The organism is Qipengyuania gelatinilytica (genome assembly GCF_019711315.1).
Taxonomy (GTDB): Bacteria; Pseudomonadota; Alphaproteobacteria; order Sphingomonadales; family Sphingomonadaceae; genus Qipengyuania; species Qipengyuania gelatinilytica.
On the sequence record NZ_CP081294.1, the window covers coordinates 179,094 to 201,679 of the forward strand.

The following is a 22,586-nucleotide window of genomic DNA, read 5'->3' on the forward strand; positions in this document are numbered from 1 at the left end:
CCTGCTGACAAAGCGGCTTGCCCTTAGCGGCGCCTCTGGCGGGGCGCAAGGCGGCTAGCGGCCTTGCGCTAGGGCCACCAAGGCACGATAGCGATGATCATGACCAGCGCGCGCAGTGTACCCGATCCAGATCCTCGTCCATTGGACTGGTTGATCGAAGGGGGGGAGGCCGATGCTCCTGCGCTCATCCTGCGGGACAAGATCCTGACTTTCCAAGAGGCGAGGGACCGTGTCGGCGCTTTGGCGGGCTGGCTTTGTCAAAACCTGTCCAAGGGCGACCGTGTTGCGAGCTGGGTCGCCAAGACCGAACTCGCCTGCTTCATGCCGCTTGCCGCCGCGCGGGCAGGGGTTGTGCATGTTCCGATCAACCCTCTCCTGAAGCGGGCGCAGGTCGCGCATATCCTAGCCGACTGCGGCGCCCGGATGCTGATCGCGACAATGGCGCGAATGGCTTCGCTGGAAGACGGCGATACTCCGGAAGATTGCGTGCTGCTTACCGAGGAAGAGGCGTGGTCTTCGGTCGAGGAGGTTAAGGAGAACCTCGGTCCGTCCTCCCACGATCCAGAGGACCTGGTCGCAATCCTCTACACAAGCGGTTCAACCGGCAGCCCCAAGGGAGTGATGCTGAACCACGCCAATCTCTGGCTGGGTGCCGCGTCGGTCGCCCACTACCTCGGACTTGGGGCAGACGATGTGACGCTTGCTGTCCTGCCCCTCAGCTTCGACTACGGTCAGAACCAGCTGTTGAGCACTTGGTATGCCGGAGGTTCGGTCGTCCCGCTCGATTACCTCTTCGCGAAGGATGTCGCCAAGGCTTGCGCGAAGCACTCGGTGACAACGCTTGCCGCTGTGCCGCCGCTCTGGGTGCAATTGCTCGAAGTCGACTGGCCGGCAGAAGCGGTGGCGTCAATGCGCCGATTGACCAATTCGGGCGGTGCGCTAACCATCGAAATCGTATCGGGTTTGCAGGATAAGTTACCGCAATCGGATATTTTTCCCATGTACGGTCTTACCGAGGCGTTTCGCTCGACTTACCTCGACCCCGCGTTGGTGGACGAGTTCCCGACCTCGATGGGACGCGCCATTCCCTTTGCCGAAATCCTAGTGATCGACGACAATGGAGAAGTCTGTGGTCCGGAACAGGAAGGGGAACTGGTCCACTGCGGACCGCTGGTCGCACAAGGCTATTGGAACGACCCGAGGCGCACGGCCGAGCGTTTCAAACCCGCGCCTGCTGCCTCGCATTACGGAGGCACGGCCGTCTGGTCGGGCGATCGCGTAATGCGTGCCGAGAACGGCTTGCTCTATTTCGTCGGGCGCCGGGATGCGATGATCAAGTCGTCGGGTAACCGCATCAGCCCGCAAGAGATCGAAAGCGCCGCCTTGGCGACAGGCCTTGTGGCGGAAGCCGTGGCTTTGGGTGTTCCCGATGAAAGGCTGGGCCACGCTATCCACCTGGTCGTGCGGGCCGCCTCGGGCACTGAGGAGGTCGGGAAAGACTTGCAAAAAGCCCTCGCGCGCGATTTGCCGAATTTCATGCAGCCCCACGTGATTCATTGGCGCGATGCCATGCCGCTCAACCCCAACGGAAAGATCGATCGCACGGCGCTCGCCAAGGAGATCGCGGCGTGAAGCCTCTCGGACCCATTCCCGAAGGTTACAAAGCAATCGATGGCGAACTCGCTATCGGAGGCAGGAAGACCAGCGAGCTCGTTGAAACGGCCGGTCGCACGCCGCTTTTCGTCTATTCGAAAGACAGGATCGCCAGCCGGATCGTCTCGCTGCGTAGTGCCATGCCCGATCGCATCAAGATCAATTACGCGATCAAGGCGAATCCCTTTCCCGCGCTGCTGGATTTCATCGCCCCCCTGGTCGACGGGCTGGACATCGCCTCAGGCGGCGAGCTTGAGCTTATCCGCAATGCTGGCATCGATGGCTCGCGTGTCAGCTTTGCGGGACCGGGCAAACGGAACGAAGAACTCGAAGCGGCGATCAGGGCCGGCGTTACGCTTAATCTCGAAAGCGAGAACGAGGCTCGTCGCGCGCTGGACATCGCCGAACGAACTGGCGTGCAGCCTCGCCTTGCGATCCGCGTAAACCCGGATTTCGAGCTCAAGGGCTCGGGAATGAAGATGGGGGGCGGCGCGAAGCCTTTCGGCGTTGATGCAGAGCGCGTTCCCGAACTGGCGCGAACCATTATCGAAGCGGGCTGCGAATGGCGCGGATTGCACATTTTCACCGGTAGCCAGGCCCTGTCGGCCGAAGCGGTGATCGAGACGCAGGCGAATGTCCTCGAGCTTGCCCTGCGACTTGCGAACGAAGCCGGCGTAGGCCTGCCCAAGCTCAATATGGGCGGCGGTTTCGGCATTCCCTATTTCAACGGGGATGAGCCTCTGGACATTGGTTCGGTCGGTGATGCTCTTGGAAAGCTTTTCAAGAGACATGAGCAAGACATTGCCCAGACAGAGTTTTTCATAGAGTTGGGCCGCTATCTTGTCGGCGAGGCCGGGGTCTACCTCACACGGATCGTCGATCGGAAGGAAAGCCACGGCGAGACCTATCTCGTGACCGATGGCGGCCTGCATCACCAGCTTGCCGCCTCGGGAAATTTCGGCACGGTGGTGCGGCGCAATTATCCGCTGGCGATTGCCACGCGTTTCGAAGCCGATCCTGTCGAAACGACAAATGTCGTCGGCTGCCTGTGTACGCCTCTCGACCGGCTTGCCGACAAGGCGCACCTCCCGCATGCGGAAGTCCATGATATCGTCGCCGTTTTCTGCGCTGGAGCCTATGGCGCCAGCGCGTCACCCAGTGCCTTCCTCGGGCAGGGACCGGCTGCCGAGATGCTAATATGAGAAACTCATCAACGTTTTAACCATAATTAGGGCGTAAACGGGCGTAAACGACAGGCGACACACAGGACCGACAGGACCGGACCATGTACGAGCAATTTTACGATTTCTCAGAGCGGCCATTCCAGCTGACGCCGGATCCGGCGTTCTTTTTCGAGAGCGTGACGCACAAGAAGGCGCTGAGCTATCTGGGTTACGGCCTGAACCAGGGCGAAGGGTTCATCGTCATCACCGGTGAGGTGGGGGCGGGCAAGTCCACGCTGGTCGGTCACCTGCGCAACAAGCTCGATCCCGAACGTGTCACGATCGGCGAGGTCGTGACCAGCGGTCTCGACGGCGACGCCATGATAACCATGGCCGCGCACAGTTTCGGCTTCTCCGTGCCGTCGGGCGACAAGGCGGCAGCGCTTACCGCTATCGAAAGTTTCCTTCACGAAGAGGCGCGCGCAGGCCGCAAGGTCATGCTGATCGTCGACGAGGCGCAGAACCTTTCTGTCGGCGCGCTCGAAGAACTGCGCATGCTCTCCAATTTCCACCTCGGGTCGCAATCGCTTCTCCAGATGCTGCTGCTGGGACAGCCCGAATTTCGCCAGTTGCTGGAAGAATGGGACGAGCTGGAACAGATCCGCCAGCGCGTTATCGCCGCTCACCACCTTGACGCTATGCAGCCCGAGGAAGTCGAGCAGTATGTCACACATCGCCTGGCCCATGTGGGATGGACGGATAATCCTGCATTCGATCCCGCGATATGGGCGCGCATCCACGAGGAAAGTCGCGGAATTCCGCGCCTCGTCAATCGCCTGATGTCACGGCTGCTGATGCGGGCGGCTGCCCAGTCGCGTAGTCGTATCGATGTCGATCTGTTCGATGCGGTCGTGGCCGAGATGCACGGGCGCAGCGCCGGTCAGCAGCGCAAGTCTCCGACCCCCGTGGTAGAGCCGACAAGCTTTGCAGGGGACCAACCGGCGCCGCAAGTCCCGAAGGAGGCAGAACCGATGACCGACGACCAGAATGGCGGTAGCGGCCTTCTCGAAGCACAGATCGAAGCCATCGAAAGCGCCTTTGGGGAACGCGACAAGGCGATTTCGGCCCTGCGCCGCGAAATTGCCGACCTAGGCGAAAGCCGGCACTCGGGCGTGCCTGACGGCGATGTCGATGCCCGCCTGGAAAAGATCGAGGCGCGTCTCGACGAGCAGGAGCGTTCGCTCCGCCACGTCCTCAGCATGATGATCGATTATTTTGAAAGCAGCGCTACGCGCGACGCGGCCTAGGCCGACAGGCCGTGTCCGCGGGCCATGTAGTCCGCGCTCTGCATTTCCTTGAGGCGGCTGACCGTCCGTTCGAATTCGAAGGCCCCGTCACCTGCACGGTAAAGGTCTTCGGGTTCTGCAGCAGCGGTTGCGAATAGCTTCACGCTGTTTTCGTAGAGCGCATCGATCAGCTTGGTGAAGCGGATCGCCTCGTTGCGGTTTTCCGGCGAAAGCTGCGGGATGCCGACGACGATCACCGAATGATAGGCGTGGGCAATGGCCAGATAGTCCGCCGCACCGCGATTTTCCCCGCACAGCCGCTTGAAGCTGAAGACGCCGACGCCCTTGAGGCTCTTGGGCACGTGGAGTGTGCGGCCGCCGCCAAGGTCCAGCTCGCCGCTGGGCACGTTGTCGGCATCTTCGGGCTTGTAGTCGGTCAGGCGGAAGAAGGCCTCGCGGACCTGAGCGGTCGCTTCATCGCCAAGCGGTGTGTGCCAGGTCTCGATATCGCCCAGCCGGTACAGACGGTAATCTGTCGGCCCATTGAGCGGCATAACGTCCAGTTCCGCCTGCACGAGGTCTATGAAAGGCAGGAAGAGCGAACGGTTGAGACCGTCCTTGTAGAGATCGCTGGGCGGCCGGTTACTGGTCGTGACGATGGTCACACCTTCATCGCAGATCAGCGCCGTGAACAGCCGCGCCATGATTGCAGCATCGGCGGTGTTGTTCACCACCATCTCGTCGAACGCGAGGCAGCGGATGTCCGCTGCGAGCCGGGCCGCGACCGGGGCAATCGGGTCGCCGGCCTCCTTCTTGCGTTCGTCGCGGATCAGGCGATCGACCTCGAGCATGAATTCGTGGAAGTGGACGCGTCGCTTCTCGTCGATGCCCAGCGTCTCGATGAAGAGGTCCATCAACATCGACTTTCCGCGCCCGACGCCGCCCCACATGTAGACGCCCTGCGGTCGGGTTTTCTTCGGGCGGAAAAGCTGGCTCAGCAGGCCTCCCGAGGTCTCGGCCTCCAGGTCTTTCTGCAGGCGATCAAGCCGCTCTACCGCACGCCGCTGGTCGCTATCGCTGCGCAGTTCGCCCGCAGAGACGAGCTTTTCATACCTCGCCTGCATGCCCGTCATTTCGGGCGCATCTTCTTCACGATACCGGAGAAGGACGCGACGATGTGGTCGGCCTGTTCGACCTTACCGCGTACGAAAACCATGCTGCCGGTTTCGCGGACGATTTCGGTGACCGCATCGAGCGGCTGATCGGGCTTGCCTCCGCCGACGAATTGCGTCGAAAGCTCGAGCGTGACCGAGGGGCCAGCGTTTCCGCTGCCGATCGTGTGCATGGTGGTGAACAGCGAGATGTCGATCAGCGACAGCGTGACGGCACCGTGGATGATGCCCTGCAGGTTCTCGTGCTTGCGTTCGGGGAACATGCGCAGGCGGGCGTGGCGGCCGTCGTCATCGACGCGCGTGATGAGCTTGCCCATCACGGCGCCGTTGAACAGCGTCTCGTCTTTCAGGTTCCAGTGGCGCCAGCCCGGATTGTCCGGATCGGGGCCGTGTTCGAATACGTCGTCTGGAAGAGCCACGGATCAGATGGCGCGTTCGGCCATCATTTTCTTGGTTTCGGCGATCGCCTTTGCCGGGCTGAGACCCTTGGGGCAGACGTTCGCGCAGTTCATGATCGTGTGGCAGCGATACAGGCGGAACGGATCTTCCAGATCGTCGAGACGCTCGCCGGTCATCTCGTCGCGGCTGTCAGCCAGCCAGCGATAGGCCTGCAGAAGGATTGCCGGGCCGAGGAACTTGTCGCCGTTCCACCAATAGCTCGGGCAGGAGGTGGAGCAGCAGGCGCACAGGATGCACTCGTAAAGGCCGTCCAATTTTTCGCGCTGTTCGGACGACTGGAGGCGTTCCTTGCCGCTGGGCGTGGGCGAGACGGTCTGCAGCCAGGGACGGATGCTGGCGTATTGCGCGTAGAAATGGGTGAAGTCGGGGACGAGGTCCTTGATGACTTCCATATGCGGCAGCGGCGTGATGCGGATTTCGCCCTTGAGATCGTCGATCGCGGTGGTGCAGGCGAGACCGTTCTTGCCGTTGAGGTTCATCGAGCACGAACCGCAGATGCCTTCGCGGCACGAACGGCGGAAGGTCAGCGTCGGGTCGATCTCGTTCTTGATCTTGAACAGAGCGTCGAGAACCATCGGGCCGCATTCGTCGAGGTCGATCTCGAAAGTGTCGTAGCGCGGGTTCTCGCCCGTGTCAGGATCATAGCGATAGATCTTGAATTTCTTCACGCGCGCACCGCCGCTGGCGCTGTGCGTACGTCCCTTGCCGTTGATCTTGGAATTCTTCGGAAGAGTGAAGGTTGCCATCGGTTCTATCGATCCTGTCTGCTTTCACGGGCCTATCTAGAGAAAGGTACGCATGAAGCAAGGGGGCGGATGCACCGTCAGCCGGTTCTTGAACCGTTGGCGCACGCCTGCCACTGGTCGCGTGATGAAAGTGGCGATTTACGATCTCGACAAGACCCTGGTGAGAAGGGCGACCTTCACGCCGTTCCTGGTTTTTGCAGCGCGCAGGCTGGCGCCGGTCCGGCTGACCTTCACCCCTGTGTGGGTCCTGTTGATGATCGGCTACAAGCTGGGGCTTTACAGCCGCACACGGTTGAAGATCATGGGTATGCGTCTGATGCTGGGCAGGCAGGACCTTGCCCTTTTGCGCGAGACAGGCAGGCAATTCGCCGATGCACATATCGAGCGCGCCGGTTGGCTGGAATGCGTAACGTCGATGCTGCGCGAAGACCAGTCGGCAGGAGCAAGGGTCGCCATCGCTACCGCAGCCTTCGAATTCTATGCGCAGGCCTTTGCGGAGAGGCTTGGAGTGGAGACGCTCATCGCAACCCGTTGGGACGGGATGAGCATACCCGGAGGCAATTGCTATGGCGATGCCAAGCGGCGCCGGGTCGAGGAATGGCTGGGAGCGCCTGCAAGCGACACCCGGATGCGCTTCGTCAGCGACAGCTTCGCCGACGAACCGCTGCTCGATCTGGCGCAAGACCCGGTTTTCGTGACCACGAGCGGCGCAAAGCGTGACCGGGCACTAGCCAAGGGCTGGAAGGTGATCGACGGCGAAGGCTAGAGCGCGCGGAGCCGTTCTACACAATGTGCGCCGATCTCGTCGAAGCGCTCCTTTGAAAAACGCTCCCGCACCCGGTCTCGCACGGCGATGCCCATCGCGTGCAGCTGGTCGGGGCGCGACAGCAGGTCCTGTAGCGCGTCCGCAAGACTGGTGGCACTTCCTACGGCGAAGGTGCGTCCATATGCGGGATTGTCGACCGTGTAGGGCATCTCGCCGGTGCGTGAGACAATGACCGGCAGGCCCGCCTGCATGGCCTCGTGCGCGGCGATGCAAAAGCCTTCGCGTCGTGATGGCTGGAGATAGAGGTGCAGTCCGGCCAGGAACTGCGCCGGATCATCTGCAAAGCCGGTAAATTCCAGGTTGTCGATCCCGAACTCCTGCGCCCTCTGCCGCAAGGCTGTCTCGTCTTGGCCGCTACCTGCAATCTCGATCCGATAGGGGGTAGGGGGCACGAAGCCACGCGCCTTGAGCGTTGCGAGGGCATCGATCAGGATATCGTAGCCCTTGGCCGGGTGGAGCCGGCCGAGACTGCCCAAACGCAAGACTTCGCCCTGCTTCCACGCCGATGATTGCGGTGCCTGCAGGTCGGCGGCAAAGATCGGCCAGGTCACGAGGTCTTCCGGAGCCACGCCGAGACGTTCGCGCGTGAGGTCGGCCACCTGTGCGCTGTCCGCCACCCAGAAGACCGACTTGCCGGCACGCCACTTCAGCAGGCGCTCGTTCCACGGCTTGAGGAAGGCGTTATGCTGCCAGCTTACGACGGGGAGCCTGAGTTTGGCGCCGGCGATCTGGCCGAGCAATGTGGCCCTCGTCAGCGAGGTCCAGATCGCGTCAGCCTTCCACTCGTGCGCCTGTTCCTTGATCCATCCCAGTGCCGCAAAGTGGTCTGTTTGCCCGCCGTCGCGCACGACAGGTTCGACGCCCTGTGCAGCCAGGCGCGGGATCGCCTTGCCGTTGCGCCGGGTGAGCGCGAATACACGCACCTCGGCGCCTGCCTTCTGCAAGGCGTGGACGATAATGGGCAGGGGGGACTGGGCGCCTCCGCCTTCCACCGAATTGATGAAATAGGCGATCCGCATCGCCTCAGGCGCCTTTCGACCGGATGGCCGTCGCGATAGCCTGTGCCGCGCGCGTCGAGGCCGGAGTGTCCGACAGCGCGAATGTCTGGGAGATGAGGTCTTCCTGCGCAGGTTTGAACCGGGCGGCGGTTTGAGCCCAGTCCGGCAGTTCCTTTGCAAGCTCCTCGATCGATCCGACGCTTGGTCCAGTGCCAAGGAAGGGAAGGGTTTCGCGACCTTGGTCGGCCAGCGCTCCGTTGGGGTCGAGCAGGAATACAGCGCGGGGCCGGACAAGAAATTCGTACAATTGGCTCGACGCGTCGCCGATATAGGCATCTGCACCAAGCATGTAGCTCATGTCGAACAGGCGCGGTCCATCGACGTCTACCAGCACGTTTGGCGCCGCAAGAGCGGACTCCGGCACGTCAGGACGACGCTTGGCCAGCTTGTACTCGGGCGAGACATGCATGGTCTTGCGGAACAGCATGACATGCGGAGCGAAGATCAGGTTGTAGGCCTGGCCCTCCTCGCTGGCAAACCACTCGAGCAGCTGCGGCCCCGCCTCATACCAGCTCGACAGGTAGGGGTCGAAATGCGGGTTGTAGACGAAGGTGGGGCGATCATTGTCGAAGAAGCGCGGGCGTGCGGTCAGGTCTATCCGTTCGAACTTGGAATAGCCGGTAACCTCGATACGCGCGGGTTCGACACCGTTGGCGGCAAGCTGCGCGGCCATTTTCGGACCGGCAACGAGGCTCAGGTCGAACTTGCGATGATCGGGATGGAATGTGACGCTTCGATCGCCGGTTCCGTGCGGGACCCGGACGAAGAGAGGGGCGCGGGAGGGGCCGAGCCTCTCCTTTACCCGGAGGCAGGTCCGTTCGGTGGAAATGACCGCATCGCTCTCTTCAAAGAGCTTCTCGTGCACGCGAAGCCGCGCGAGCCGCGATGCCGGAAGGATCCGGTCGAATACCCGGGCCGCGCCGCCCAGCACGGGGGGGAGGTCCAGCTCGGTCCACGTAAGCTTGGCAGCATCGGCAGGATCGATCAGCACCAGTATCCTCTGCCTGATCGCATCTCCTGCAAACGCCACGACTGTTTCTATGTCTTCGTGCTCGCGCGCCATTGCGGCGGCGACCGGCGCCAGATGGGCAACCTGGTGAGCGGCATCGTGGTTGAAGAGGAACAGGGCGCGCTGCATCGCGCGGCCACCGGATAGGCATTGCGACGCGCCATGCAAGGGCTTTCGCGCGCGAAGCTATTTGCCATTTGCCTACTATCGACTAGGGGTCCGGCCAAGCAGTACGCCGGCGGCAAGTCCCCGGACCAATCGAAGCAACATTTGCGAGGACCCTTTGCCATGGAGACGGACAAGACGATCCGCCCCCGGCGTAACGGCTTGGCAAATATCCTAAAAAATGTCGCATGGCTGCTGGGCGGCAAGGGCTTCGGTGCTGTCTGTTCGATTGCCTATCTCGCGATCCTGTCACGTTCGCTCGGCCTCAAGGATTTCGGCCACTTTTCGCTGATCTTCGCGACTGCGCTGGCGCTCGTGGCGCTGGCCAGCTTCCAGACATGGCAGACGGTCGTGAAGTTTGGCGCGGAGCCAGTCCACGAGAAGGACTGGACCCGTTTCGGGCGATTGATCTGGCTGTGCGGCGGTATCGACGTTGCAGGCGCGATCGTCGGCTGCCTCGTGGCAGCAGCGGTATTCTACGGCTTTGGTGGCATGCTGGAGCTCAATCCCCGCTATATCGATGTCGCCTTCTGGTTCGCCTGCGCGCTCCTGTGGTCGCGAATGACGACTCCGAATGGGATCGTACGCGTTCTGGACCGCTTCGACCTGGGTATTTACGTGGAGGCGGTGGTCCCTGCCGGGCGACTGCTGGCTTCGCTCGTCATCGTGATCGTGGGGCCTACGGTCGAGCGTTTCCTTTTCGCATGGGCGTTCTTCGACCTGCTGGTAGGGCTGCTTTACTGGATCGTAGCGTGGCGTCTTGTGCCCGAAGCGCTCCACCACCGCCACTTCGGCTTTGGCCGCGATACTCTGGTAGTCAATGAACGATTACCGCAGTTCTTCGCTGTGACCTATTTTTCGTCGACACTGGATGCCTTGTACAAACAAGGGCCATTGCTGGCGGTCGGCTATTTCCTCGGCACCAGCGCTGCCGGCCTCTACCGTTTGGCCGACCAGCTGGCACAGGGTATCGGCAAGCTTTCCGGGCTCATGGCCCGGGCGATCTTCCCGGAATTTGCCGTGGCGAGGACGACTCACTCGGCGGACCTGTTCCGCAGGCTCGTGCGCCAGACCACGCTAATCGCTGCAGGGGGCGGTGCTGTGGTTACGCTACTTGCAGTATTCCTCGGCGAACCCCTGTTGTTGCTGATCGGCGGTGAAGCCTATGTGCGCGGTGCCGCAATCCTCATCCCGCTGGCGATCGGTGCCTCGTTCGAGCTGGCATCGGTGACCTATGAGCCGCTGCTCTATTCGACCGGACATGCGATCTATCCGCTGATCATACGGGCGCTGGCCCTCGTGGTCCTGACTGTCGGTATCCTCGCGCTGGTGCATCTCGGCCCGATCGGGGTCGGTATTGCAGTGGCTTGCGGGCTTGCCGTCCTGTGGATTGTGATGAGCATTACGGTTCGCCGGGTGATGAAGAATTTCGTCCGCACGGAATCGGCTCAGTGAGCTCGCGAGGGACGCTGGAAGCGGCGGCATTAGTTCTTGCGGGCACGCGTCCCGGCGGAGATCCCTTCGCCGCTGCCCAGGGCGTGGCGCACAAGTCGCTAATCAAGATCGACGGTAAAACCTTGCTGGAACGGGTCATGCTCGCTTTGCGGGAGGCCGGCGTTTCGCGCATCGGTGTGAGCTGCGACGAGGGGCCGGTCGCGGACCTCGCACGCGGACTGGGCGCACAGGTGATCCCGACGGGAAGGGGGCCCAGCGCCAGTGTCCTATCGGGATTCGAAGTCCTTGGGGCTCCGCTGATAGTCACCACCAGCGACCACGCCCTGCTCCAGCCAGGCTGGATTGGCGAGCTGGTCGACGGGACTCCGGAGGATGCCGACCTGTCTGTCATGCTCGCCGAGCGGGCAACCGTTCAAAGGGCTATGCCGGAGAGCAAACGTACATATCTGCGCTTTGCCGACGGACATTGGTCGGGATGCAATCTGTTCTACCTGCAATCACCTGAAGCGCGCCGTGCGATCGATACCTGGTCGATGGTCGAGGCCGACCGCAAGCGGCCGTGGCGTATCGCTGCGCGGCTCGGTGTGGGGACGCTCCTCTCGATGCTTCTGGGACGCCTCACCATTGCGGAAGGGCTTGCGCGCCTCGGTGACAAGATCGGTGTCCAGGCAGCGCTGGTATCCGCTAGCAACGGGCTTGCAGCGGTCGACGTCGACAAGCAGGCGGATCTCGATGCCGTCAGGGCATTGATAGCACGCGAGAAGGAAGGGTCTTCCGCAAATCCGGTTTGACGCTAAGCTGCTCTTTCGGGTCGCGGCCGGAGAGCAGGATGGGAATCAAGCGATTCTACGATGCGCATGTCATGCCGCGCCTCATCACCCTCGCGTGCGGCCAGAAGGGCATCGAGGAGCGGCGGCGCGCCGTGGTCCCTTTGGCACAAGGCAAGGTCTTTGAACTTGGTTGCGGCGGGGGGCTCAATCAGCCGCTTTACGATGGCGAGAAAGTAACCTCCTTCGCCGGTATCGATCCGCACGAGAAATTGCTCAGCGGCGCCCGTGAGCGCGCGGAGGCGCGTGGATGGGAACATGATATTCGTCAGGGATATGGCGAGAATATCCCTTTCCCCGACAGCAGCTTCGACACCGCCGTCTGCACCTACACGCTGTGCTCGGTAGAAGATCCCGCCAAGGTACTGGAAGAACTTCGCCGTGTATTGAAGCCGCGCGGCAGGTTGCTGTTTCTCGAGCACGGGAAATCTCCCGAAGCATCGGTTGCCCGATGGCAGGAGCGGATCGAGCCTGTCTGGAAGCCAATGGCTGGGGGCTGCCACCTGACACGTCCGATTGGCTCATCGCTACGTGCGGCCGGGTTCGAGGTCGAACCGATGGGGCAGGCCTATCTCGACAAAGCGCCGAAGATCATGGGTTGGATGGAATGGGGTGTGGCCCGCAGAGCCGGCGCCTGAAAAAACCGCTCCCCGCTCGCCATTGGCTGAGCGGGGAGGGGGTAGTCCTGATTATTCGCCGAAGGTGCGCTGCCACCAGCCGCGCTTGGCCTTGCCGGCGGCGCCATCTTCGGAGGTCGTCTCCGCTTCCGCGGTCTGAGCCGCTTTGTCGGGACCGGCTACGACAGCCATGTCCTCTTTCACCTGTTCTGCGACTTCCGCACTGTCCGCTGCCGGAGCCTTCTTCTTGCGGGTCCGCTTGGGCTTGGGCGCTTCTTCGGTAGTCTCAGTCTCAGTCTCAGCCTCAGCCGGTTCGGCTTCTACCTTCTTCTTGCGCGTGCGCTTGGGCTTGGGAGCTTCCTCGGTTGCCTCTTCAGGCGTAGCCTCGGTATCGGCCTTCTTTTTGCGCGTCCGCTTGGGCTTGGGACCCTCTTCAGCTTCATCGGTCGCCTTGTCGTCGGCGGGAGCCTCGTCAGCCTTCTTCTTGCGACGTGGTGCGCGCTTCTTGGGCTTTTCCTCGGCTGCGGCTTCGGCAGTTTCGGGCGAGTCGTCCGGACCGGCCACGACGGCCATGTCTTCCTCGACCTGTTGTGAAACTTCCTCGAGCTTCTCGGCGTCTTCTGCCGTTACTTCGCCGCCATTGCCGCGACCGCGACCGCGACCTCCGCGACGGCGTCCGCCCCGGCGACGACGCTTCTTCGGCTTGTCCTCACCATCGTCCTCTTCGTCGGAAGTTTCCTCGTCGGCATCGTCCGATGCATCGTCCTGGTCGTCGCCACCTTCGCGGTTCTTGTTGCGACCGCGGCCACCACGGCGACGGCGACGCTTCTTGCGCGGACGATCGTCGTCCTCATCCTCTTCAGAGGTTTCGATGTCGTCGTCTTCTTCCTCGTCGTCGCTATCGTCGACGAGCGTTTCGAACTTGGGTGCGTCCTTGGGCTTGGGCCCATGGCTCGAGACGGCCATCTTGGCGCCTTCGTCCTCGCCTTCCGGCACCACTTCCACCGAGACACCGTACAGGCTCTCGATTTCCATGAGTTCCTGGCGCTTCTCGTTCAGGAGATAGACCGCAGCTTCGGTGCTTGCCGCGAGGCGAATACGCGTCCCCTTGCCCTTGGCTGCTTCCTCTTCGATGAGGCGCAGCGCCGACAGGCCCGCCGAGCTGGCGGTGCGGACGAGGCCCGTACCGTCGCAGTGCGGGCATTCGCGGGTGGTTGCTTCGAGCACGCCGGTGCGCAGGCGCTGGCGGCTCATTTCCATCAGGCCGAAGCTCGAGATACGGCCCACCTGGATGCGCGCGCGGTCGCTCTTGAGAGCATCCTTCATGGCGCGCTCGACCTTGCGGGTGTTCGAGTGATGCTCCTGGTCGATGAAGTCGATCACGACCAGGCCGGCCATGTCGCGCAGGCGCAGCTGGCGGGCGATTTCCTTTGCCGCCTCCAGATTGGTGTGGAGCGCGGTCTGCTCGATATTGTGCTCCTTGGTGGAGCGGCCCGAGTTGATGTCGATCGAGACAAGTGCCTCGGTCGGATTGATCACGAGGTAGCCGCCCGATTTGAGCTGCACCACCGGATCGTACATCGCCTTCAGCTGGTCTTCGGCGCCGTAACGCTGGAACAGCGGCACCGGATCGGCATATTGCTTCACCCGGCGCGCGTGGCTGGGCATGAGCATCTTCATGAAGGCCTTGGCAGACTTGTAGCCTTCCTCGCCCTCGACGACGACTTCCTCGATATCGCGATTGTAGATGTCGCGGATGGCTCGCTTGATCAGGTCGCTGTCGGAATGGATCAGCGCAGGCGCTGCAGAGCCCAGCGTTTTCTCGCGGATCTCGTCCCACAGGCGAGCGAGATAGTCGAAGTCACGCTTGATTTCGGTCTTGGTGCGGCTGAGGCCCGCGGTGCGGACGATCAGGCCCATGGTTTTGGGCAGGCTGAGGTCGGACACCACTTGCTTGAGGCGCTTGCGGTCGCTCGCCGAGTTGATCTTGCGGCTGATGCCACCGCCGTGGCTGCTGTTCGGCATGAGGACCGTATAGCGACCGGCGAGGCTGAGATAGGTCGTGAGGGCAGCGCCCTTGTTGCCGCGCTCTTCCTTGACGACCTGCACCAGCAGCACTTGGCGGCGCTGGATGACGTCCTGGATCTTGTACTTGCGACGCAGCGCCATGCGCTTGGCGCGCGCTTCGTCGACTTCCTTGGCGCGGGTGCGGCCCTTGCCCTGGCGACGTCCGCGACCACGGCGGCCGCGGCCTTGCGGCTTGGAGTCAGCGTCATCCTCCTCGGAATCGTCGCTGTCGTCGTCTTCCTCGTCTTCGTCACCGTCGAGCTGGCCTTCCTCGATCGTGGCGACCTCGTCCTTGTCGGAGGTGTCGACTTCCTCGAGGCCGTCTTCGGCGAGGTCTTCGGCGAGAGCTTCGGCACTTTCGTCCTCGGCGTCATACTCGTCGCCGGGCATTTCGCCGCGCTCTTCCTCTTCGGCGCGCAGGCGTTGCTCTTCTTCGGCAACTTCGGCTTCGGCCGCGAGCAGCGCTTCGCGATCTTCCTTGGGGATCTGGTAATAATCGGGGTGGATTTCGCTGAAGGCGAGGAAGCCGTGGCGGTTGCCGCCGAAATCGACGAAGGCCGCCTGAAGCGAAGGTTCTACCCGGGTTACCTTGGCGAGGTAGATATTGCCCTTGATCTGCCGCTTGTCTGCAGATTCGAAATCGAATTCCTCAATCCGGTTTCCCTTGAGGACTGCCACCCGGGTCTCTTCCTGGTGGCGCGCGTCGATGAGCATGCGCGTTGCCATTGATAATTCTCCATGCGCGGCGGGGCGGGGCATGCCCGCCGTTCCTGCCGCGCTTCATTGTGGGAAATCCGCTTGCCCAATAAGGGCTTGCGGCATTCGTAGGCCGGCTCTCTTCCTCTGCGAAGGGCCGGGAGTTCGTGTCTGCGAGGGTTTCCCGGCGCAACACATGCGCGAACCGACCGGCAAATGCAGCACGGCGGAAATGCGCCTGCTGCGATTCGATCCGGAGGGAAAGGGAAGTTTCCTGCATCAACCTGTTCATTCGGTGCCGAGACCGGGATGGTTTCGGCGGGCCGGGAGAGTGACCCTCTTCGTCGCGAATTCAACGCGCCGATCGGAGGCACCGCTTGCCCGGCTGAATATTCGCTAGCACCGTGGGTATCGCTCGGCAACTATATTGCGCCCGGCAGAGAAAAGCCCCTAACGAACTGGGCAATGTCACGAAGAACGCAAATCCTTGCCCTGGTGCTGATGCCGGCCGCAATCGTCGCCGGGCTGGTGCTCTTGGCGAATGCGACGGGTCTGGTCGGCAAGGGGCCGGGTTTCGTGCTGAGGGCTGAATTGCCCACCGAAAATTCGCCTCTGGACCTTCCGGAAATCGAGGGTGAGGAAGGGTTGCCATTGGTGGTGATCGATCCGGGCCACGGGGGGCACGACCCGGGGGCGTCTTCGCAAGGATATGTCGAGAAGCGGCTCGTATTGGATCTCGCATTGGCCCTACGCGATCGGCTTCGCGAGCGGGGCATCGCGCGGGTTGCGCTGACGCGTGACGATGATCGATACCTATTGCATGCAGAGCGCTACGAAATTGCGCGCAGGCTGGGTGCAGACCTCTTCCTGTCGATCCATGCGGACAGTGCCGGTGACATCGGGGAGGTCGCGGGCGCCAGCATCTACACCTTGTCCGAGAAAGCTTCGAGCCAGGCAGCGGCAATCTATGCCGCCCGCGAGAATGCTTCCGACACGCTCAACGGCGTCAATCTCGCGAGCGAGAGCGAAAGTGTCGGGGATATCCTGATCGAACTTTCGCAGCGCCGCACACAGGAGCAATCGGCCGAATTCGCGGCGCTCATCGAAAGGGTCGGGGAGGGGCGGCTCGAATTCCACCCGCAGCCAAGGCGCTCGGCTGCACTACGCGTCCTTCGTGCGCCCGACACTCCATCGGTCCTGTTCGAGAGCGGGTTCATTTCGAATGAAGACGATGCACGCAGGCTTGCCTCGGAGGAAGGGCGGGCGGTTTTTGCCGAGGTGATGGCAAATGCCATTCGCCTCTATTTCGCGCGGGAAACAGGCGAGTAATCTCACACTGCGATTCTTGTTCTGGCGCTTGCAAGAATGAGCGTGCTAGAGGCCGTCGCCAATTATGGTTGCAATTCCCAGCCTCGACTATGTTCGCCAGCGCCTGACAGGCGATCCTGCGCGGTTTTTCGCGTGGATGCGCGATAATTGGCACGACAGCCGCCGACTGCGGGTCCTGACCTATCTGGTCGGGATCGGCCTCGTCCTGCTGGTGCTGGCCTGGGCCTCGCTCGCCCGCAACCTGCCCGAAGCCGATTCGCTGCTCGATTACGAAACGCCGCTGCCGACCGTGGTGCGCGGCGTCGACGGGGAAATCGTCCATAGCTACGCGCGCGAACGCCGAGTGCAGCTGCAATATGTCGATTTCCCGCAGCAGATGATCGAGGCTTTCCTTTCGGCCGAGGACAAGACCTTCTTCAGCCACAGCGGCGTCGACCTGACCGGTACTCTGAATGCCGTAGTCGATTATGCGACAAAGTACGGTTCCGGCGAACGTGCCGTCGGCGGTTCGACGATTACGCAGCAGGTGGCCAAGAACCTGCTGCTTGGTGATGAATACTCGGTCACCCGCAAATTGAAGGAAATGATCCTCGCCCAGCGCATCGAGCAGGTGCTGACGAAGGAAGAAATTCTCGAGCTTTATCTCAACGAGATCCCGCTCGGTCGCCGCAGTTTCGGTGTCCAGGCAGCGGCACGCGCCTATTTCGACAAGGATGTGGGCGACCTCGACCTTCACGAGACAGCATTCCTCGCCATCCTCCCCAAGGCTCCCGAGCGTTATGGCCGCGCGCGCTACGAAGATCTGGCGATCACCCGCCGCAATTTCGTGCTCGACCAGATGGTCGCCAATGATTTCGTGACGGCAGCGGAGGCCGAGGCGGCAAAGCGGGAGCCTCTCGGTCTCGTCCAGCAGCGCAGCGAACGCTCGGCCGATGCGGGCTACTTCCTCGAGGAAGTACGACGCCAGCTGATCGAACAATTCGGCGAAACGGCCGAAGATACCGGCGAAAGCGGCGAAACTGGCAACAGTGTCTATGCCGGCGGCCTCTGGGTGCGCACTTCGCTTGATGTCGAACTCCAGGACGCGGCACGCGATGCCCTGCGTGCGCAGCTGCTGAGCTATCACGGCAACCGTGGCTACACCGGAGCGATCGCGACGCTGAACCCGGAGAACGGAGACCTGCATGCACAGCTGCGGTCTTCCAACCTGTCCATCAATTACGAAGACTGGCGCATCGGCGTCATAACCGCGGGCGGGAGCGACCCGAAGGTCGGACTGACCGACGGCGAAGACTACGCGCTGTCGGGGGCACCCTCGTCGATCAAGGTCGGCGATGTCGTTGCGGTCGAGAAGTCGGGATCTGGTTACCGCTTGCGCGCCGTGCCCGAAGTTTCTGGTGCTTTCCTCGCCGCATCGCCGCGCACGGGCCGCGTGCTGGCAATGCAGGGTGGGTTCGACAGCCGCCTGGGCAGCTTCAACCGTGCGACACAGGCCCTCCGCCAACCTGGATCAACAATCAAGCCTTTCGTCTATGCGTCGGCTCTCGATCACGGGATGACGCCTGCATCGATGGTGCCCGACCAGACGTTCTGCGTGTGGCAGGGTGCGCAGCTCGGTGAAAAATGCTTCCGCAACTTCGGTGGCGGCGGCGGCGGCGAACACACGATGCGTTGGGGCCTCGAGCAGAGCCGCAACCTCATGACCGTGCACATTGCCGATGACACCGGCATGGAGAACGTCACCGAAACGATCAGCCGCGTCGGCATTGGTGATTACGAGCCCTATTACTCCTTCGCCCTGGGCGCCGGCGACACGACCGTCGCCAAGATGGTCAATGCCTATGCGGCTCTGGCCAACTGGGGACGCCAGTATGAAGGCAGCGTGATCGATTACGTGCAGGACCGCCGCGGCAAGGTCATATACCGCAGCGACAAGCGCGATTGCACCGGCTGCAATATGGACGAGTGGGACGGACAACCGATGCCGCGCTTCGAGCCGGGCGGGCGGCAGGTGCTCGACCCGCGTACGGCCTTCCAGACCGTTCACATGCTCCAGGGCGTTGTAACGCGCGGAACCGCCGTCCGACTGCGCAGCCTTGGCCTGCCGCTGTTCGGCAAGACCGGGACGACCAATGGCCCGACCAACGCATGGTTCGTCGGCGGGACGCCAGACATCATCGCAGGCATGTATGTCGGTTTCGACCAGCCGCGTAACCTTGGCGGATGGGTGCAGGGCGGCAATACCGCCGCGCCGATCATGAAACGCTTCATCGAAGCGACCCGAGACCGGTGGACCACAGACGATTTCATCGCGCCTCCGGGTATCCGCATGGTCAAGATCGATCGCCGCACCGGCAAGCGCGTGTTCGACGGGGAGCCCTCGGATGATCCCAAGGCCGCGGTAATCTGGGAAGCTTTCAAGCCGGACACCGAGCCATCACGTTCGACCCGGTCCGACCAGCTTGCGGCGGAACGCAGCGAAATCCTCGAACTGATCCGCCGCGCCCGCCAGGGCATTACCGGCGACAGGACAGAGGGCAGGGACGACCAGCCCACGGACTTCGTCGAGGATCAGGGCGGGATCTACTGATCCGCTTTCCTTTACAATCGCCACCTGCGCGCTAGGTGGACCTGCAAACCAATTGAGGACTTTGAGTTATGCGTGCCGAGGGGCAGGCCCATATCGACCGTATCGAAGCAGCGCTCGCGCTGGTGCGCCAATCGCTGGATTGGGAACGCGCGCTGCGCCAGCTCGACGAGCTGGACGCCCGTGTCCAGGATCCGACCTTGTGGGACGATCCCAAGCAGGCCCAGGCGATAACGCAGGAACAGAAACGCCTCGAAACCGCGATCAACACGGTTCGCGAGATCGAGAGCGAAATGGCCGATGCCATTGAGTTCGTCGAGATGGGAGAGGCCGAGGGTGACGCAGATATCGAACGCGAGGGTCTCGATTCCCTCGAAAAGCTTGCCGAACGCGCCGATCGCGACAAGGTCCAGGCCCTCCTCTCGGGCGAGGCCGACGGTAACGACACCTACATCGAGATCCATGCGGGTGCCGGTGGCACGGAAAGCCAGGACTGGGCCGAGATGCTCTTCCGCATGTATTCGCGCTGGGCAGAGCGCCGCGGCTACAAGATCGAAACCGTGGAATACCAGGCTGGCGAACAGGCCGGGATCAAGGGCGCGACGCTGCTGGTGAAGGGCGAGAATGCCTATGGCTATGCCAAGACCGAAAGTGGTGTGCACCGCCTCGTCCGCATCAGCCCTTACGACAGTTCGGCGCGGCGCCACACCAGCTTCAGCTCGGTCTGGGTCTATCCGGTCATCGACGACGATATCGACATCGAGATCAATCCGTCCGACCTCAAGATCGATACCTACCGTGCGAGCGGCGCGGGTGGTCAGCACGTCAACACGACCGACAGTGCCGTGCGCATCACCCACCAGCCTACCGGCATCGTGGTCGCCAGCCAGAACGATCGCAGCCAGCACAAGAACAAGGCTACCGCGATGAACATGCTCAAGGCGCGCCTGTTCGAACGCGAGATGGCCGAACGTGAGGCTGCTGCTTCGGGCGAGTATCAGGAAAAGAGCGATATCGGGTGGGGACACCAGATCCGCAGCTACGTCCTGCAGCCCTACCAGATGGTCAAGGACCTGCGGACCGGCGTGCAGTCACCGACGCCGGACGACGTTCTCGACGGCGCGCTCGACCCGTTCATCTCGGCCGCGCTTGCGCAGCGTGTGACCGGTGAGACGGTCGAGGTGGAAGACGCCGAATGAGGCTCCGCCCGTTCCTCCTTCTCACCTTGCCGCTGGCGCTAGCCGGCTGCGACGGGTTCGGCGGTGCGGGCGAGAGCGGTCAGCGGTTCCCCAAGCCCGATCGACCTGTCTCGGAGGTTACTTCGAGCCAATTCTCGACGGAAGACCAGCGCGACAGCGTCGGCGAAGCCCAGAAGGTCATGGACCTTGCCGAGATAGAGCCAGGCATGACCGTGGCCGATATCGGCGCGGGCAATGGCTATTACACGGTCCGCCTTGCAGAGCGCGTCGGTGCGCAAGGCCGCGTGCTCGCGCAGGATATCGACCAGCAGGCGCTCGACCGCCTCGCGCGCCGGGTAGAGCGCTACCGGCTCGACAATGTCTCGATCCAGCGAGGGGAGTTTGCCGATCCCCGACTACCGGCGGACAGCTTCGATCGGATATTCATGGTCCACATGTATCACGAGATCGAACAGCCCTACGAGTTCCTGTGGCGCATGTGGCCGGCACTGAAACAGGACGGTCAGATCGTGATCGTCGACCGTGACCGGCCCACCGACCAGCACGGCATCGATCCGCTGCTGCTGTCGTGCGAGTTGGAGCGTGTCGGCTACGAACTGGTGGCCTTCAAGGACGCGCCTGAATTGTCGGGGTACTATGCAGCGTTCAAGGCAGCGGCTAACAGGCCAGAGCCTGGAGAGATCAAACCCTGCCGCAGCGATAATGTGACGCAGGGCTGAGCGCCGTAAGACCGGCGACGGAAAAGAGAGATAATTCATGAGTTTCAAGGGTCTGAGCCCAATAAGTTACGGCGGCCGCGAGGTTTGGCCGCTTATCGAAGGCGGTAAGGGCGTGTCCGCCACGAATCATATGAGTTCGGGTGCGTGGGCCGCTGCAGGCGGTATCGGCACGGTCAGCGCGGTGAATGCCGACAGCTATGACGAGGACGGTAACCCGATCCCCCAGGTCTATCCGCAGGCCACCCGCAAGGAGCGTTTCGAACAGCTGGTGCGCTACGCCATCGATGGCGCCACCGAGCAGGTGAACCGCGCCTATGAGATCGCAGACGGCAAGGGCGCCATCAACATCAACGTCCTGTGGGAGCAGGGCGGCGCGCAGCAGGTGCTGGAAGGCGTTCTGGACAATTGCGCCGACAAGATCACCGGCGTTACCTGCGGCGCAGGCATGCCGTACAAGCTGGCCGAAATCGCCCAGCGCTATAACGTCTATTACCTGCCCATCGTGTCATCGGCCCGTGCTTTCCGCGCCTTGTGGAAGCGCAGCTATTCCAAGGTGCCGGACCTCCTGGCTGCAGTTGTCTATGAAGACCCGTGGCTGGCCGGTGGTCATAACGGCCTTTCCAACGCGGAAGACCCGACCAAGCCGGAAGATCCCTATCCGCGCGTGAAGGCGCTGCGCGAAACCATGCGCAAGGAAGGCGTCAGCGAGGAAACCGCCATCGTCATGGCCGGCGGCGTCTGGTTCCTGCGCGAATGGAACGACTGGATCGACAATCCCGAGCTCGGCAAGATCGCTTTCCAGTTCGGGACGCGCCCGCTGCTCACGCACGAAAGCCCGATCCCGCAGGTCTGGAAGGACATGCTGCGCACGGTCGAGCCGGGCGACGTGCTGCTTCACAAGTTCAGCCCGACGGGTTTCTACTCCAGCGCCGTGAAGACGCCGTTCCTGTATGATCTCATGCACCGGTCCGAACGCCAGATCCCGATCTTCAAGCGTGACGAGGAAGAGGGCACCATCCCGCTGATGGACCACGGCAAGGCGAAGTATTTCTTCGTCCACCCGGGCGACCAGCGCAAGGCGCAGGCCTGGATGCACGAAGGTTTCACCGAAGCGCTCAAGACGCCGGACGACACGGTCGTCTTCGTGACGCCTGAAAGTGCCGAGCAGATCCGCGCCGACCAGCAGGGGTGCATGGGCTGCCTGTCGCACTGCCAGTTCTCGAGCTGGAAGGACCACGACAACCACACCACCGGTCGGCTCGCCGATCCGCGCAGCTTCTGCATCCAGAAGACGCTTCAAGACATCGCCCATGGCGGCGACCCGGATGAGAACCTCGCCTTCGCGGGCCACGCGGCTTACCGCTTCAAGCAGGATCCGTTCTATTCGAACAACTTCACCCCGACGGTGAAGGAACTCGTGGACCGCATTCTCACGGGCGACTGATCAGATGGGTGGGGGCGGCAGCGACGACAGCAAGGCGCCCCCTCTCATCCGCTGGCTTGCGGAACCGCTGGCCTTGCCGAAAATTGCCGTCGCTCCCTTTCGAAAGCCT

The 22,586-nt window shown here is 62.4% G+C and carries 18 protein-coding genes; 12 read left to right on the forward strand and 6 right to left on the reverse strand.

The window, feature by feature from the left end:
- Nucleotides 1-99: 99 nt before the first annotated feature.
- The 3 genes from K3136_RS00905 (at nt 100) to K3136_RS00915 (ending at nt 4,123) form a co-directional block, all read left to right on the forward strand.
- Entirely contained in the window at nt 100-1,632 is a 1,533-nt protein-coding gene (locus tag K3136_RS00905; protein ID WP_221431059.1) for an acyl-CoA ligase (AMP-forming), exosortase A system-associated, read from the forward strand.
- On the forward strand, nt 1,629-2,855 hold the full coding sequence (locus K3136_RS00910) for a pyridoxal-dependent decarboxylase, exosortase A system-associated (protein WP_221431060.1): 1,227 nt from the start codon (nt 1,629-1,631) through the stop codon (nt 2,853-2,855). The genes K3136_RS00905 and K3136_RS00910 overlap by 4 nt, the downstream gene beginning before the upstream one ends.
- Before the next feature lie 83 nt (nt 2,856-2,938).
- On the forward strand, nt 2,939-4,123 hold the full coding sequence (locus K3136_RS00915; protein WP_221431061.1) for an ExeA family protein: 1,185 nt from the start codon (nt 2,939-2,941) through the stop codon (nt 4,121-4,123).
- Here the strand turns inward: K3136_RS00915 and zapE are convergent.
- From zapE to K3136_RS00930, 3 genes are read right to left on the reverse strand one after another with little or no spacing between them, the layout of a single operon-like run.
- Nucleotides 4,120-5,235, reverse strand: a complete 1,116-nt coding sequence (gene zapE, locus K3136_RS00920; RefSeq protein WP_221431062.1) for a cell division protein ZapE — start codon at nt 5,233-5,235, stop codon at nt 4,120-4,122. The genes K3136_RS00915 and zapE overlap by 4 nt on opposite strands.
- Nucleotides 5,232-5,693: a PaaI family thioesterase gene (locus K3136_RS00925; RefSeq protein WP_221431063.1), complete on the reverse strand. Its 462-nt coding sequence runs from the start codon at nt 5,691-5,693 to the stop codon at nt 5,232-5,234. Before K3136_RS00925 ends, zapE begins: the two co-directional genes overlap by 4 nt.
- Before the next feature lie 3 nt (nt 5,694-5,696).
- On the reverse strand, nt 5,697-6,479 hold the full coding sequence (locus K3136_RS00930; protein ID WP_221431064.1) for a succinate dehydrogenase iron-sulfur subunit: 783 nt from the start codon (nt 6,477-6,479) through the stop codon (nt 5,697-5,699).
- 88 nt (nt 6,480-6,567) lie between these two features.
- Here K3136_RS00930 and K3136_RS00935 point away from each other — a divergent pair, with 88 nt between their 5' ends.
- Nucleotides 6,568-7,245, forward strand: coding sequence for an HAD-IB family phosphatase (locus K3136_RS00935; RefSeq protein ID WP_221431065.1), 678 nt, complete (start codon nt 6,568-6,570; stop codon nt 7,243-7,245).
- Here K3136_RS00935 and K3136_RS00940 read toward each other — a convergent pair.
- On the reverse strand, nt 7,242-8,324 hold the full coding sequence (locus K3136_RS00940; RefSeq protein ID WP_221431066.1) for a glycosyltransferase family 4 protein: 1,083 nt from the start codon (nt 8,322-8,324) through the stop codon (nt 7,242-7,244). The genes K3136_RS00935 and K3136_RS00940 overlap by 4 nt on opposite strands.
- 4 nt (nt 8,325-8,328) lie before the next feature.
- Nucleotides 8,329-9,501, reverse strand: coding sequence for a hypothetical protein (locus K3136_RS00945; RefSeq protein WP_221431067.1), 1,173 nt, complete (start codon nt 9,499-9,501; stop codon nt 8,329-8,331).
- A gap of 159 nt (nt 9,502-9,660) precedes the next feature.
- On the opposite strand from K3136_RS00945, the gene K3136_RS00950 reads away from it, so the two are divergent.
- The 3 genes from K3136_RS00950 to K3136_RS00960 are packed head-to-tail and all read left to right on the forward strand — an operon-like array spanning nt 9,661 to nt 12,457.
- Nucleotides 9,661-10,992, forward strand: a complete 1,332-nt coding sequence (locus tag K3136_RS00950) for a lipopolysaccharide biosynthesis protein (RefSeq protein ID WP_221431068.1) — start codon at nt 9,661-9,663, stop codon at nt 10,990-10,992.
- On the forward strand, nt 10,989-11,783 hold the full coding sequence (locus tag K3136_RS00955) for a nucleotidyltransferase family protein (RefSeq protein ID WP_247711391.1): 795 nt from the start codon (nt 10,989-10,991) through the stop codon (nt 11,781-11,783). Before K3136_RS00950 ends, K3136_RS00955 begins: the two co-directional genes overlap by 4 nt.
- Nucleotides 11,784-11,821: 38 nt before the next feature.
- A complete protein-coding gene (locus tag K3136_RS00960; RefSeq protein ID WP_221431069.1) occupies nt 11,822-12,457 on the forward strand; it encodes a class I SAM-dependent methyltransferase in 636 nt (211 codons plus the stop codon).
- Nucleotides 12,458-12,508: 51 nt separating this feature from the next.
- On the opposite strand, the gene K3136_RS00965 is transcribed toward K3136_RS00960, so the two are convergent.
- Nucleotides 12,509-15,229, reverse strand: a complete 2,721-nt coding sequence (locus K3136_RS00965; RefSeq protein ID WP_221431070.1) for an Rne/Rng family ribonuclease — start codon at nt 15,227-15,229, stop codon at nt 12,509-12,511.
- Between the two features lie 435 nt (nt 15,230-15,664).
- Between K3136_RS00965 and K3136_RS00970 the strand changes: the two genes are divergently transcribed.
- The 5 genes from K3136_RS00970 to K3136_RS00990 all read left to right on the forward strand — a co-directional run bounded on the left by K3136_RS00970 (nt 15,665) and on the right by K3136_RS00990 (nt 22,477).
- Nucleotides 15,665-16,528 carry an N-acetylmuramoyl-L-alanine amidase family protein gene (locus K3136_RS00970; protein WP_221431071.1) on the forward strand — a complete coding sequence of 288 codons (864 nt, stop codon included), beginning with the start codon at nt 15,665-15,667 and terminating at the stop codon, nt 16,526-16,528.
- Nucleotides 16,529-16,592: 64 nt separating this feature from the next.
- Nucleotides 16,593-19,118: a penicillin-binding protein 1A gene (locus K3136_RS00975; RefSeq protein ID WP_425594356.1), complete on the forward strand. Its 2,526-nt coding sequence runs from the start codon at nt 16,593-16,595 to the stop codon at nt 19,116-19,118.
- A gap of 68 nt (nt 19,119-19,186) precedes the next feature.
- On the forward strand, nt 19,187-20,314 hold the full coding sequence (prfB, locus tag K3136_RS00980; protein WP_221431072.1) for a peptide chain release factor 2: 1,128 nt from the start codon (nt 19,187-19,189) through the stop codon (nt 20,312-20,314).
- Complete coding sequence (locus tag K3136_RS00985) at nt 20,311-21,033, forward strand: class I SAM-dependent methyltransferase (RefSeq protein WP_221431073.1); 723 nt, start codon at nt 20,311-20,313, stop codon at nt 21,031-21,033. The genes prfB and K3136_RS00985 overlap by 4 nt, the downstream gene beginning before the upstream one ends.
- Nucleotides 21,034-21,070: 37 nt before the next feature.
- Nucleotides 21,071-22,477: an NAD(P)H-dependent flavin oxidoreductase gene (locus tag K3136_RS00990; protein WP_221431074.1), complete on the forward strand. Its 1,407-nt coding sequence runs from the start codon at nt 21,071-21,073 to the stop codon at nt 22,475-22,477.
- Nucleotides 22,478-22,586: the final 109 nt, after the last annotated feature.

What these genes read in the sequence shown, in the direction of transcription:
- K3136_RS00905 (WP_221431059.1), top strand. Translation starts at nt 100, where the DNA reads ATGACCAGCGCGCGCAGTGTACCCGATCCAGATCCTCGTCCATTGGAC.
- K3136_RS00915 (WP_221431061.1), top strand. Translation starts at nt 2,939, where the DNA reads ATGTACGAGCAATTTTACGATTTCTCAGAGCGGCCATTCCAGCTGACG.
- zapE (WP_221431062.1), bottom strand. Translation starts at nt 5,235, where the DNA reads ATGACGGGCATGCAGGCGAGGTATGAAAAGCTCGTCTCTGCGGGCGAA.
- K3136_RS00930 (WP_221431064.1), bottom strand. Translation starts at nt 6,479, where the DNA reads ATGGCAACCTTCACTCTTCCGAAGAATTCCAAGATCAACGGCAAGGGA.
- K3136_RS00940 (WP_221431066.1), bottom strand. Translation starts at nt 8,324, where the DNA reads ATGCGGATCGCCTATTTCATCAATTCGGTGGAAGGCGGAGGCGCCCAG.
- K3136_RS00945 (WP_221431067.1), bottom strand. Translation starts at nt 9,501, where the DNA reads ATGCAGCGCGCCCTGTTCCTCTTCAACCACGATGCCGCTCACCAGGTT.
- K3136_RS00950 (WP_221431068.1), top strand. Translation starts at nt 9,661, where the DNA reads ATGGAGACGGACAAGACGATCCGCCCCCGGCGTAACGGCTTGGCAAAT.
- K3136_RS00960 (WP_221431069.1), top strand. Translation starts at nt 11,822, where the DNA reads ATGGGAATCAAGCGATTCTACGATGCGCATGTCATGCCGCGCCTCATC.
- K3136_RS00965 (WP_221431070.1), bottom strand. Translation starts at nt 15,229, where the DNA reads ATGGCAACGCGCATGCTCATCGACGCGCGCCACCAGGAAGAGACCCGG.
- K3136_RS00970 (WP_221431071.1), top strand. Translation starts at nt 15,665, where the DNA reads ATGTCACGAAGAACGCAAATCCTTGCCCTGGTGCTGATGCCGGCCGCA.
- K3136_RS00975 (WP_425594356.1), top strand. Translation starts at nt 16,593, where the DNA reads ATGGTTGCAATTCCCAGCCTCGACTATGTTCGCCAGCGCCTGACAGGC.
- prfB (WP_221431072.1), top strand. Translation starts at nt 19,187, where the DNA reads ATGCGTGCCGAGGGGCAGGCCCATATCGACCGTATCGAAGCAGCGCTC.
- K3136_RS00985 (WP_221431073.1), top strand. Translation starts at nt 20,311, where the DNA reads ATGAGGCTCCGCCCGTTCCTCCTTCTCACCTTGCCGCTGGCGCTAGCC.
- K3136_RS00990 (WP_221431074.1), top strand. Translation starts at nt 21,071, where the DNA reads ATGAGTTTCAAGGGTCTGAGCCCAATAAGTTACGGCGGCCGCGAGGTT.